This is a genomic window from Rhodanobacter ginsengisoli (assembly GCF_042657065.1).
GTDB classification, from domain to species: domain Bacteria; phylum Pseudomonadota; class Gammaproteobacteria; order Xanthomonadales; family Rhodanobacteraceae; genus Rhodanobacter; species Rhodanobacter ginsengisoli.
Genome location: NZ_JBHSNF010000004.1, coordinates 105,976 through 117,871 on the forward strand (window position 1 = coordinate 105,976; position 11,896 = coordinate 117,871).

General features: G+C 65.9%; 12 protein-coding genes. 3 read left to right on the forward strand and 9 right to left on the reverse strand.

Annotated elements, in window-relative coordinates:
• Positions 1–124 precede the first annotated feature (124 nt).
• Complete coding sequence (locus ACFPPA_RS16580) at positions 125–745, forward strand: DedA family protein (protein WP_377321929.1); 621 nt, start codon at positions 125–127, stop codon at positions 743–745.
• Between the two features lie 9 nt (positions 746–754).
• On the forward strand, positions 755–1,756 hold the full coding sequence (locus ACFPPA_RS16585) for a bile acid:sodium symporter family protein (RefSeq protein WP_377321930.1): 1,002 nt from the start codon (positions 755–757) through the stop codon (positions 1,754–1,756).
• 20 nt (positions 1,757–1,776) lie between these two features.
• Here ACFPPA_RS16585 and mgtA read toward each other — a convergent pair whose 3' ends face one another.
• From mgtA to ACFPPA_RS16615, 6 genes are all read right to left on the reverse strand, one after another.
• Complete coding sequence (gene mgtA, locus ACFPPA_RS16590; protein ID WP_377322238.1) at positions 1,777–4,395, reverse strand: magnesium-translocating P-type ATPase; 2,619 nt, start codon at positions 4,393–4,395, stop codon at positions 1,777–1,779.
• A 184-nt stretch (positions 4,396–4,579) separates the two neighbouring features.
• A complete protein-coding gene (locus ACFPPA_RS16595; protein ID WP_377321932.1) occupies positions 4,580–4,831 on the reverse strand; it encodes a hypothetical protein in 252 nt (83 codons plus the stop codon).
• A gap of 312 nt (positions 4,832–5,143) precedes the next feature.
• Positions 5,144–6,046, reverse strand: coding sequence for a heme o synthase (gene cyoE / locus ACFPPA_RS16600; protein WP_377321934.1), 903 nt, complete (start codon positions 6,044–6,046; stop codon positions 5,144–5,146).
• Positions 6,047–7,225 (reverse strand): COX15/CtaA family protein, encoded by a 1,179-nt coding sequence (locus ACFPPA_RS16605; RefSeq protein WP_377321936.1) that lies wholly within the window; start codon positions 7,223–7,225, stop codon positions 6,047–6,049.
• Positions 7,222–7,794, reverse strand: a complete 573-nt coding sequence (locus ACFPPA_RS16610) for a hypothetical protein (RefSeq protein WP_377321938.1) — start codon at positions 7,792–7,794, stop codon at positions 7,222–7,224. Before ACFPPA_RS16610 ends, ACFPPA_RS16605 begins: the two co-directional genes overlap by 4 nt.
• Positions 7,795–7,830: 36 nt before the next feature.
• Positions 7,831–8,562, reverse strand: coding sequence for an SURF1 family protein (locus tag ACFPPA_RS16615; protein ID WP_377321940.1), 732 nt, complete (start codon positions 8,560–8,562; stop codon positions 7,831–7,833).
• Positions 8,563–8,621: 59 nt separating this feature from the next.
• Here ACFPPA_RS16615 and ACFPPA_RS16620 point away from each other — a divergent pair, with 59 nt between their 5' ends.
• A complete protein-coding gene (locus tag ACFPPA_RS16620; protein WP_377321942.1) occupies positions 8,622–8,837 on the forward strand; it encodes a twin transmembrane helix small protein in 216 nt (71 codons plus the stop codon).
• Positions 8,838–9,036: 199 nt separating this feature from the next.
• Here the strand turns inward: ACFPPA_RS16620 and ACFPPA_RS16625 are convergent, their stop codons facing one another.
• The 3 genes from ACFPPA_RS16625 to ctaD all read right to left on the reverse strand — a co-directional run bounded on the left by ACFPPA_RS16625 (position 9,037) and on the right by ctaD (position 11,850).
• The gene (locus ACFPPA_RS16625; protein WP_377321944.1) at positions 9,037–9,924 is read right to left on the reverse strand and encodes a cytochrome c oxidase subunit 3; all 888 of its coding nucleotides are present in this window, start codon (positions 9,922–9,924) and stop codon (positions 9,037–9,039) included.
• 116 nt (positions 9,925–10,040) lie between these two features.
• The gene (locus ACFPPA_RS16630) at positions 10,041–10,241 is read right to left on the reverse strand and encodes a hypothetical protein (protein WP_377321946.1); all 201 of its coding nucleotides are present in this window, start codon (positions 10,239–10,241) and stop codon (positions 10,041–10,043) included.
• On the reverse strand, positions 10,234–11,850 hold the full coding sequence (gene ctaD / locus ACFPPA_RS16635) for a cytochrome c oxidase subunit I (RefSeq protein WP_377321947.1): 1,617 nt from the start codon (positions 11,848–11,850) through the stop codon (positions 10,234–10,236). The genes ACFPPA_RS16630 and ctaD overlap by 8 nt, the downstream gene beginning before the upstream one ends.
• Between the last annotated feature and the right edge of the window lie 46 nt (positions 11,851–11,896).

Sequence of the window (11,896 nt, forward strand, 5' to 3'; positions counted from 1 at the left end):
TGAGCCGTCACCGCCCGAGCGACCTCGCAGGTCATCCTGCCGCGCATCCCATCCACCGTCATCCTGCTGTGGGATCATGTCCCGCTTCGACCGGGCAGGTTTCGCCAGAGGCACCAGGATCTTGATGGATCTGCTGCAACACCTGATCACGATCTTCGCCGAGAACGGGTATATCGCGGTGTTCATCGCGCTGATGATCTGCGGTGCCGGACTGCCGCTGCCGGAGGACATCACCCTGGTCGCCGGCGGCGTGATCGCCGGGCTCGGCTACGCCAACGTGCACGTGATGTTCGCGCTGGCGATGTTTGGCGTGTTGCTGGGCGATTCGGCGATCTTCCTGCTCGGTCATCACTACGGCGCGCGCATCATGCAGTGGCGTTTCGTGGCCCGCGTGCTCACCCCGTCGCGCTACGCCAGGGTGCAGGACAAGTTCCACCGCTACGGCAACCGCATGCTGTTCATCGCGCGCTTCCTGCCCGGCATGCGCACCACCGTCTACCTCACTGCCGGCATGACCCATCGGGTCTCGTTCCTGCGCTTTCTGCTGCTGGACGGACTGGCTGCGCTGATCAGCGTGCCGTTCTGGGTCTACCTGGGCTATCTCGGGGCGGACAACCACGAATGGCTGGTGACCTGGATCCGTCGCGGCCAGACCAGCCTGTGGATTCTGGCCGGCGTGCTGCTGCTGATCGTGCTGGTGTCGTGGTGGCGCCATCGCCGCCGGGCCCAGTGCGAGCAGGATTGAATCGACGACATGGGGTGGGGTCGCTGGCGTCCGGACAACTTCACGCTGAGCCTGCTCGCCACCGTGGCGCTGGCCTCGCTGTGGCCGTGCCGGGGCGAGGCGGCGCGGGCCTTCGACCTGATCACCGATGCGGCGATCGCGCTGCTGTTCTTCCTGCATGGCGCCAAGCTGCCCCGGGCCGCGATCATGCAGGGCATGAAGCACTGGCGGCTGCACCTGTGCGTGTTTGCCAGCACGTTCGTGCTGTTCCCCCTGCTCGGGCTGGCGTTGCGGCCGCTCGGTCATGCGCTGCTGACACCCGAGCTTTACCTGGGCGTGCTGTTTGTCTGCATGCTGCCCTCGACGGTGCAGTCCTCGATCGCGTTCACCTCGATCGCCGGCGGCAATGTCGCCGCGGCCGTGGTCAGCGCCTCGATGTCGAACCTGCTCGGGATCGTGCTGACCCCGCTGCTGGTCGGCCTGTTGCTGGCCAGCCACGGCGGTGGCCCCTCGTGGCACGGCGTGCTGTATATCGTGCTGCAACTGCTGCTGCCGTTCGTGCTGGGCCATGTCGCGCGGCGCTGGATCGGCGGCCTGGTCGATCGCCACAAGCCGCTGCTCGGACTCACCGATCAGGGCACGATCCTGCTGGTGGTCTACAGCGCCTTCAGCGCCGCGGTGGTCGGTGGCCTCTGGCGCGACACGCCGCTGTCCGCCCTGCTCGCGACCCTGGCGATATGCGCGCTGCTGCTGGCACTGGTGATGCCGACGCTGACCTGGGTTGCGCGACGGCTCGGCTTTCGCCGCGAGGACGAGATCGCGATCGTGTTCTGCGGCTCCAAGAAGAGCATGGCCAGCGGCATCCCGATGGCCAGGGTCCTGTTCGCCGGACACCTCGGCGGCCTGGGTGCGCTGGTGCTGCCGTTGATGATCTTCCACCAGCTGCAGTTGCTGGTGTGCGCGGTGGTGGCCCGGCGCTATGCGGCGCAGGGCCTTCAACCCGCACTGGAGGACAGCCGTGAAGCCGACTGAGCCGATGCCCTCGGCAACGGTTACAGCCAGCGGCCGTAGCGCCGCATGTAGATCAGCTTCATCAGCTGGGTCAGCACGCTGTAGCTGACCAGGGTCAGCGCCAGCCAGGCGAAGTACACCAGTGGCAGCGGCGCCATGCCGATCTTCGCGCCCAGCGCGCTGGACGGAATCAGCATGCCGATGACGATGATCGCCAGGGTCAGTCCCAGCACCGGCGCCGCCGCGACGCTTTGCAGGAACGGGATCTTGCGGGTACGGATCATGTGCACGATCAGCGTCTGCGACAACAGGCCCTCGATGAACCAGCCGGACTGGAACAGCGACTGGTGGGCCGGCGAACGGGCCCCGAAGTAGTGCCACATCAGCCAGAACGTGGTGAGGTCGAAGATCGAGCTGACCGGACCGATCCACACCATGAAGCGGCCGATGTCGCCGGCATCCCACTTGCGCGGCTTGCGCAGGTATTCCTCGTCCATGCGGTCGAACGGGATCGACAGCTGCGAGATGTCGTACAGCAGGTTCTGCACCAGGATCTGCAGCGGCAGCATCGGCAGGAACGGCAGGAAGGCGCTGGCCACCAGCACGCTGAACACGTTGCCGAAGTTCGAGCTGGCCGTCATCTTGATGTACTTCATGATGTTGCCGAAGGTGACCCGGCCCTCGATCACGCCCTCCTCCAGCACCATCAGGTTCTTCTCGAGCAGGATGATGTCGGCCGACTCCTTGGCGATGTCGGTGGCGGTATCCACCGAGATGCCGACGTCGGCATCGTGCAGCGCCGGCGCATCGTTGATGCCGTCGCCGAGGAAACCCACGGTGTGGCCGAGCCGCTGCAGCGAGCGCACCACCCGCGCCTTCTGCAGCGGCGACATCTTGGCGAACACGGTGACCCGCGCCACCAGCGCGTCCAGCGCGACGTCATCGAGTATCTCGATGTCCCGGCCCTGCACGGAATCGGTGACATCCAGCCCCACTTCGCGGCAGATCTTGCGGGTCACCGCCTCGTTGTCGCCGGTGATCACCTTCACCTCGACCCCGTGCTGGTGCAGCGCGCGGATCGCGGTGGCGGCCGAGTCCTTCGGCGGGTCCAGGAAGGCCAGGCAGCCGACCGCGATCAACCCGCTCTCGTCGGCCACGCCGTAGGCGCTCGCGCGCGCCGGCTCGCGCCGCACCGCCACCACCAGCACGCGCAGGCCATCCTCGTTCAGGCGATGGGTCATCGCCTTGATCTGGTGACGGCGCTCGTCGGTCATCGGCTCGACTATCCCGCCGCTGCTCGCGTGGCTGCAGATCGCCAGCATCTCCTCCACCGCGCCCTTGCAGATCAGCAGGTGCTCGCCGGCGCCGTCGGCGACCACCACCGACATGCGCCGGCGCTGGAAATCGAACGGGATCTCGTCGACCACCCGGTAACGCATCGCCGCCGCTTCGAGGTCGCGATGCGCCAGCACCGCCTTGTCCATCAGGTTCTTCAGGCCGGTCTGGAAGCGGCTGTTGAGATAGCCGTATTCCAGCGCCTCGCCGGACTCCTCGCCGTCCAGGTCGAGATGCCGCTCGAGCACGATCTTGTCCAGCGTCAGCGTGCCGGTCTTGTCGGTGCACAGCACGTCCATCGCACCGAAGTTCTGGATCGCGTTGAGCCGCTTCACCACCACCTTGCGCCGCGACATCGCCAGCGCGCCCCTGGACAGGTTCGCGGTGACGATCAGCGGCAGCATCTCCGGGGTCAGGCCCACCGCCACCGACAAGGCGAACAGGAACGCCTCGGTCCAGTCGTGCTTGTCCAGGCCGTTGATCAGGAACACGATCGGCACCATCACGGCCATGAAACGGATCAGCAGCCAGCTGACGCTGCTGATGCCCCGGTCGAAGCTGGTCTGCACGCGCTGACCGGTCATGCTGTGTGCCAGCGAGCCGAGGTAGCTGTGCGCGCCCGTGGCCAGCACCACCGCCGTGGCGGTGCCGCTGACCACGTTGGTGCCCATGTAGCAGACGGTGGGCAGATCCAGCGGATTGCCGTGGCCGGGAGCGTCGGGCGGCACGCGGGCCGGAGCCGACTTTTCCACCGGCAGCGATTCACCGGTGAGGATCGCCTGGCTGATGAACAGGTCCTTGGCGCTGAGCAGGCGCAGATCCGCCGGCACCATGTCGCCGGCGCCCAGGTGCACGATGTCGCCGGCGACCAGCTCGACCACCGGCACCTCGATCTGCTCGCTGTGCCCGTCGGAGGCCCGCCGGGTTACCGTGGCGGTGTTGCGCACCATGGCCTTGAGCTGTTCGGCCGCGCGCGAGGAGCGGTACTCCTGGGTGAAGCTCAGCAACACGCTGATCGCCACCATCACCGCAATGATGATCGGCCCGGTGAGGTCGCCGCGATCGGTGAACAGCTGCACGCCGGCCAGCACCAGCAGCACCACGATGAACGGGTTCTTGAACGCACGCAGCAGCTGCAGCGACCAGTGCGGCGGCTTTTCGCGCGATACCTCGTTCGGGCCATCGCGGTGCAGCCGTTCGCTGATCTGCCCCTCGTCGAGGCCGTGCGGCGCGGTATCCAGCGCCGCCAGCAGCGACGCCGTATCGCGAAACGCCTGCTGCACCACCGCGGCCGGCACGGAGCGGGAGCCGCTGTTGCCCGCCATCCTGCCGACGGATGGGTTGGAAATCTTGCTCATGCGTTGCTTCCGTATGCCGGATGGCTGCTGTCGCGAAGCGCTGGCGGCGTCAGCCCGCCCTCACCTTACAAAGTCGGGTCGCCCGTGCGCCCATGCCTGCAACCCCGTCGAGGCGGGGGAGGCCAGTTGTTGCGGCGGATGGATACGACCATCAGCGGCCGGAGCCCATCCGCCGATGGCGGACAGCCTTGAGGAACGACGCCGGCTCGCGCCGCCGCGTCGATACACCCACGGCGGTCACGCGCGGCAGCTCGGTTACCGCCACGGCGCTGTCGTCGTTGGCCGACCTGGCCAGCGGCGCCGGCACGGTCACGTTGAATGCGCACGGCACGGCGGCACGCCGACCGGAGGCGGCACGCATGCCTGCAACGCACAGGCGGGAAAATTCGCGAAGGAGCTTCATCGGCCCATCTCCTCGTAACGACGCCATGGGCGTCGTCGGAGGTGGGCCGGACTTTCCCCTAGTTCAGGAAAGCACCAGCCGACCGCAGGCGGTCGCCGCAGGCGTTCAAGTTGTTGTGCGGCGCCGGCACCCGAAGCGAGCGGATGTCGACGTTGCGACTAGGGTAAACGTCCATATGCCTTGTTTTGTCAGGACTGGGAGCCCACCGGCACAACGCGCCGGAGGGCGCGCGCATTGTCGTGCTGCGTTGCGGAACTGTCAACGCCGGCACGCGCGAAAGTTCCTGCGCGATCGCGGCGGCCATCCGGCGGTTCAGATGACCTGCCTCAACAGCAGGCTCTGCTGCACCATCGGTTCGACCAGCCAGTGGTCGAACAGCAGGAACGCGAACAGCGCCATCAGGTACACGATCGAATACTTGAACACCTTCATCGCGAACCACTCGTCCGGCGGATTCAGCAACCGCACGGCGTAATACAGGAAACCCACGTCGAGCACGACCGCGCCGCCGAGGTAGATCAGCCCACTCATCCCGGTCAGTGCCGGCAGCAGGGTCACCAGCACCAGCAGGATCGTGTAGAACAGCACGTGCCAGCGGGTATAGACCACGCCATGCGTCACCGGCAGCATCGGCACCTGGGCCCGCGCGTAATCGTCGCGGCGAAAGATCGCCAGCGCCCAGAAGTGCGGCGGCGTCCACACGAAGATGATCAGGCACAGCTGCAGGGCGAACGGATGCAGGTGGCCGGTCACCGCGGTCCAGCCCAGCACCGGCGGGATCGCCCCGGCGAGTCCGCCGATCACGATGTTCTGCGGCGTTGCCCGCTTCAGGTACGCGGTGTAGACCAGGGCATAGCCGATCAGTCCGCCAAACGTCAGTACCGCGGTCAGCGTGTTGACCAGCAGCACCAGCACCAGCATCGAGGCGATGCCGAGCAGCACGGCGAACACCAGCACCTGGCGCGGCGTCAGCGAGCCGGTGGCCAGCGGGCGCCGCGCGGTGCGCGCCATCAGCTTGTCGATGCGCTCGTCGATCAGGTGGTTGAACGCGGCAGCCGAGCCCGAGGCCATCCAGATGCCCAGCGTGCCGAACACCAGCGCCCGCCACGGCGGGATGCCCGGCACCGCCAGGAACATGCCGATCACCGCACAGAACACCAGCAGCGCCACCACGCGCGGCTTGGTCAATTGCAGATATTCGCGAAACGTATCCATTCAACGTGGCTCCAGCGGCAGGGACATCGACTCGTCACGCCGGATCTGCGTGCGCGCCAGGGTGGCCAGCAAGGTGAACAGCAGCAGCGCGGCCACGCCATTGTGCGCGGTCGCCACCGCCAGCGGCAGCCCGAAATACACGTTGCTGATGCCCAGCAGCACCTGGCTGGTCAGCGCCAGCGCGATCGCGAAGCCGAAGCCGCGCAGGCCCCGCCGGGCCAGCTTGTATGCCAGCCAGCCGAGATAGCAGAACACCACCAGCGCGCCGAGCCGGTGCGCCAGCTGGATCGCGCTGCGCGCGGCCATGTCCAGCACGCCACCTTCGTAGTTGACGCCGATCCCGCGCCACAGCACGAAACCCTGTCCGAAGTCCGTCGGCGGCGCCCATTGCCCCAGGCACTGCGGGAACGAACCGGGGCCGTAGCCGCAGGCCAGCGCCGCGTAGTTGGCCGAGGTCCAGCCACCCAGCGCGATCTGGCAGAACAGCAGCACCAGGCCGACGACCACCAGCCGGCGCAGATCGGCCAGGCGCCCGTCCGCTGCCGCCACGCCGGCGAAACGCAGCGCGGCGTAGGCCAGCAGCGCAAACGTGGTCATGCCGCCGAGCAGATGCCCCATCACCACGATCGGCTTCAGCAGCAAGGTCACCGTCCACATGCCGAGCATCGCCTGGAAGATGATCACCGCCAGCGCCAGCACGCAGACCCGCCATGCGCCGGGTCGCGGCAAGCGGATCGCGGCGAGCAGCGGCAACGCGATCGCGCACACCGCCAGCAGCGACGACCACCAGTGTTCCCCGCCCATGTACAGCCCGACCCCGACCGCCGCAAACGCCGCACCGAGCAGCACCGCCAGCAACGCACCGCGTCGGCGCCAGCTCGCCAGCAGCGCCAACGCCAGCACCATCATGCCCAGGGTGCCGGCGAGGAACCGGTGGACCTGCTCGCGCCATGCCTTGTCGGCCTCGTAGGGACGATCCGGAAAGGCCGCGTCCGCATGGGCCACCGCCTGCGCATGCTGTGGCCAGCTCACCTGGCCATAGCAGGTCGGCCAGTCCGGGCAGGACAGGCCGGCATTGGACAGCCGCACGAACGCACCGAACATCACCAGGCCAAACGCAAACACCGCGGCAAGCACGGACAGGCCGCGCAGGATCCTCAACGCGCGCGGCGAGCTCACTTGATCACCTTGCGCAGGTCGCGCAGCAGGCCGGCCGCATCGAAGCCCGCCGGGTAGAACGACAACGCGGTGCCATTGGACTCCACCAGCACGGCACTGACGCTGTCCGGCGTCGCCGGCCGGTAGCGGGCCAGCTTGCCGTCGACGTCCCGACCCAGCTGCCAGTAACTCGCCATCGCCGTGCGATCGGCGGCATTGGCCGGCGGCGTGCCGAGGTAGAGCAGGCGCAGGCGTGACTGGTTGCGGCTGAGCATCACGCGCGCCTTGGCCATGGCGGTCAGTGTATCGAGGCAGCGCGCGGCGCAATCCGGCCCGGCCAGCGCCAGCAGGGTCATGCGCGGCTCGCTGTCGCGCCACGCATACGCCTGACCATCCGCCAGCTGCACGCGCAGCTGCTCGTCGACGAAATTGCGCTGCGGCACGATCGGCTGGCCATTGCCCTTGGCGGAAGGTTGCCAGCCGCCATAAGTGAGCAGCCCCGCCACGATCATCGGCGCGGCAAACACCAGCGCGATCAGCAGCAGGTACAGGCGACTCTTGCGCAACGACTTGGACTCAGCAGTATTCATCGGGACTGTTCATCGGGCAGGGTGGGCAGGCATGGATCAGGGCCGGCGTCGGTCGCGCTTGCGATGCAGCACCAGCAGGATCACCACTGCCGCGAGCGCAAACGAAAACCACTGGAACGCATAGGCTCGATGCCGTGCGGGCGGCATCGAGGAAAGATCGAGGGTGCGTACGCGCACATAGATCGAGGCCGGATCGGCGTCCAGCGCGAGTACCCGCGGATACAGCGGACGCCCCAGGTCACGGGCGATTTCCGCCGGCGCCAGGAAGATGCTCGTCTTCGGCCAGCGGGTCTGCCGGGCCAGTGCATCGCCGCCCATTTCGAAACCGGTCGGCGGCGGCGGCACGTACAGGCCCTGCAGCGTGACTTCGCCGGTCGGCAGCGGCGGCAACTCAGGCGCCTGGTCGGTGCCGTTGCCGGGGAGAAAGCCCAGGTCGACCAGCAACAGGGATTTTTGCCCGGGCAACGCGAACGGCGCGAATGCCTCGACCCCGCCGCGTTCGTCGTGTTTCGGGTTGTCCAGCAGATACAGCCGATCGACCAGGTAGCGGCCCGCCACCCGCACCCGCGGAAAACGGTCGGCCGGCGGATTGGCAGCCACCTTGGTGAAGTCCTGCAGCGGCGCGGAGGACGATGCGGCATAGCGCCGCAGAAGCGCCTCCTTGAAGTCGGCGCGGTGCAGCTGCCACACCCCCAAACGTATGAACAGCAAGGCGCCAGCCAGCGTCAGCAGCAGCGCCCACCATGTCGGACGTCGAAATCCGCTCACGCTGAACCACCGCCGGCGGTGGCTATACTGCCCATGTCAAAGTGGATCGGGTGCGTCACGTGGAAGCCATTTACAAAATTGCGCTGGTGGTGGTGCTGCTGGTGGTGATCTTCAGCCTCGGCCAGGCGCTGTACTTCATGATGACCGACAAGGACGACGACAAGCGCACCGTGTGGGCGCTGACCCGTCGCATCGGCCTGTCCCTGCTGCTGATCGCCATGGTCGCGTTCGGTATCTGGATGGGTTGGCTGCATCCGCACGACATCGGCCAGTGATTGTACCGGCTGCGCCGCCGCGGCGTCCCGGCCGCGACATATTGCGCGCAGTGGAGAGCATCTCCGCGCACGTTTGAGACGATCGCCGCAACAACAAGAAGCCCGCCAATGGCGGGCTTCTTGTTGCGTCCGTGTCCCGGCTCTCGAGCAGGACCTGCCACGAGTGGCCGGTCCTGCTCTTCGCGAAACGGACGTCGCGTCAAAGAATGTAGACGAACATGAACAGGCCCAGCCAGACCACGTCGACGAAGTGCCAGTACCAGGCCACCGCCTCGAACGCGAAATGGTGATCCTTGCTGAAATGGCCCTTCGCCACGCGGAACCAGATCACCGCCAGCATGATCGTGCCCAGGGTCACGTGCAGGCCATGGAACCCGGTCAGCAGGAAGAACGTGGAGCCGTAGACGCCGCTGTGCAGGGTCAGGTTCAGCTCCTTGTACGCCTCGATGTATTCGTGCGCCTGGAAGTTCAGGAACAGCGCACCGAGCAGCACGGTCAGGCCGAGGAAGACCAGGATCCTGCCGCGATGCCCCGCGCGCAGCGCATGATGCGCGATCGTCACGGTGACACTGGAGCTGAGCAGGATCAGCGTATTGAGCAGCGGCAGCCCCCACGCCGGCACCGTGCTGAATGCACCACCGACATGCTGCGGGCCATTGCCGCCGTTGGCGCCCCACGAGGCGGCGTAATCGCTCCACAGGAACTGATGGGTCAGCACGCCATGGCCTTCGCCACCGATCCACGGCACCGAGAACATGCGGATGTAGAACAGCGCGCCGAAGAATGCGCCGAAGAACATCACCTCGGAAAAGATGAACCACATCATGCCCATGCGGAACGAAGTGTCGACCTGGTGGTTGTAGTCACCGGCCAGAGACTCGTTGATCACCGAGCGGAACCAGCCGAAGAACATGCCCAGCACACCCAGCACGCCGACCGCGAGCACGGTTCGGCCAAACCCGGCATCACCGGGCTCGGCATTGAGCCAGTGCGCGGCGCCAAACACGGTGGTGAACATGACCACCGCGGCCACGAACGGCCAGTAACTCCTGGCTGGAACAAAGTAAGCGTCGTGCTGCTGACCCATGGTGAGACCCCGTGGATTTCTCTTGATGACTTTTGCCCCGCCGGATAGCTCGGGGAACTGCATGCCGGTCGTACCAACCCGAGCGATTGAAGAAAACGCTTGCTGCCGCGTTGCTGCTATTTCATCAGCACGATCTGCACGAACGACAACAGGAAGAAGAACGCCACCACCACCACCAGGATCGTCACGGTGCGCCTTACACCGCGGCGGCTGGCTTCACTGACCTGGTCTGTCGTCTGTTGCGTCATGTCCACCGGCTTCGTCTGGATGTTGCCCCGACCAGCGCTGGCCGGGGCAACGGAATGAGTGTCAGGCATGCACGTTGCCGTGGGCCAGCTCTTCGTCATGGATGATCGGCGGCACGTCGAAGGTGTGGTGCGGCGCCGGCGACGGTACGGTCCACTCCAGGCCCTTGGCGCCTTCCCAGACCCGATCGGTGGCCTTCTTCTTGGAGAAGAACGCGCAATGGATCAGCAGGAACAGGAAGATCAGCTGCGAGGCGCCGAACAGGAAGCCACCGATCGAACTGATCATGTTGAAGTTGGCGAACGCGACGTTGTAGTCGGGAATGCGTCGCGGCATGCCGGCCAGGCCCAGGAAGTGCTGCGGGAAGAACAGCACGTTGACCCAGATCACGCTGTTCCAGAAATGCACCTTGCCCCAGAACTCGCTGTACATGTGGCCGGTCCACTTCGGCAGCCAGTAGTAGGTCGCCGCGATGATCGCGAACAGCGCACCGGTCACCAGCACGTAATGGAAATGCGCCACCACGAAGTAGGTGTCCTGGTACTGGAAGTCGGCCGGTACCAGCGCCAGCATCAGGCCGGAGAACCCGCCGATGGTGAACAGGATCACGAACGCGATGGCGAACAGCATCGGCGTCTCGAACGTCATCGAGCCACCCCACATCGTCGACACCCAGTTGAACACCTTCACGCCGGTCGGCACCGCGATCAGCATGGTGGCGTACATGAAGAAGATATCGGCGCCCAGCGGCAGGCCCACCGCGAACATGTGGTGCGCCCACACGATGAACGAGAGGAACGCGATCGAGGCGATCGCGAACACCATCGCCTTGTAGCCGAAGATCGGCTTGCGCGCGAAGGTCGGGATGACCTCGGAGATGATCCCGAACGCGGGCAGGATCATGATGTAGACCTCGGGGTGCCCGAAGAACCAGAAGATATGTTGATACAAGACGGGGTCGCCACCGCCGCCCGGGTTGAAGAAGCTGGTGCCGAAGTACTTGTCGGTCAGCAGCATGGTGACCGCACCGGCCAGCACCGGCATCACCGCGATCAGCAGGAACGCCGTGATCAGCCAGCTCCACACGAACACCGGCATCTTCAGCAGATCCATGCCGGGCGCGCGCATGTTGAGGATCGTGGCGATGATGTTGATCGCACCCATGATCGAGCTGATGCCCATCAGGTGGATCGCGAACACCACATAGGCCAGCGAGTCGCTCTGCAGCGACAGCGGCGGATACATCGTCCAGCCGCCGGCCGGGCCACCGCCTGCCATGAACAGGGTGGACAGCAGCAGGGTGAAGGCGAACGGCAGGATCCAGAACGACAGGTTGTTCATGCGCGGCAACGCCATGTCCGGCGCACCGACCATCAGCGGGATCATCCAGTTACCGAGGCCGACGAAGGCCGGCATGATCGCGCCGAAGATCATCACCAGCGCATGCAGCGTGGTCATCTGGTTGAAGAAATACGGCTGCACCAGCTGCAGGCCCGGCTTGAACAGCTCGGCGCGGATGACCATCGCGAAACTGCCGCCGATGAAGAACATCGTCAGCGCGAAGATCAGGTACAGCGTGCCGATGTCCTTGTGGTTGGTGGACATGCACCAGCGCTGGAAGAAATTCTTCGGCGCGCCGTGGTGATCATCATGCTGATCATGGGTGGCTGCGTGGGACATGGCCTTGCACCTCTAACCTGTTATTGAATGCGACTGCATGGAACGG

Bases quoted from the DNA above. Each gene is read 5' to 3' on its own strand.
- ACFPPA_RS16580 (WP_377321929.1), top strand. From the start codon at position 125: ATGGATCTGCTGCAACACCTGATCACGATCTTCGCCGAGAACGGGTAT.
- ACFPPA_RS16595 (WP_377321932.1), bottom strand. From the start codon at position 4,831: ATGAAGCTCCTTCGCGAATTTTCCCGCCTGTGCGTTGCAGGCATGCGT.
- ACFPPA_RS16630 (WP_377321946.1), bottom strand. From the start codon at position 10,241: ATGCCTGACACTCATTCCGTTGCCCCGGCCAGCGCTGGTCGGGGCAAC.
- mgtA (WP_377322238.1), bottom strand. From the start codon at position 4,395: ATGGCGGGCAACAGCGGCTCCCGCTCCGTGCCGGCCGCGGTGGTGCAG.
- ACFPPA_RS16625 (WP_377321944.1), bottom strand. From the start codon at position 9,924: ATGGGTCAGCAGCACGACGCTTACTTTGTTCCAGCCAGGAGTTACTGG.
- cyoE (WP_377321934.1), bottom strand. From the start codon at position 6,046: ATGGATACGTTTCGCGAATATCTGCAATTGACCAAGCCGCGCGTGGTG.
- ctaD (WP_377321947.1), bottom strand. From the start codon at position 11,850: ATGTCCCACGCAGCCACCCATGATCAGCATGATGATCACCACGGCGCG.
- ACFPPA_RS16610 (WP_377321938.1), bottom strand. From the start codon at position 7,794: ATGAATACTGCTGAGTCCAAGTCGTTGCGCAAGAGTCGCCTGTACCTG.
- ACFPPA_RS16585 (WP_377321930.1), top strand. From the start codon at position 755: ATGGGGTGGGGTCGCTGGCGTCCGGACAACTTCACGCTGAGCCTGCTC.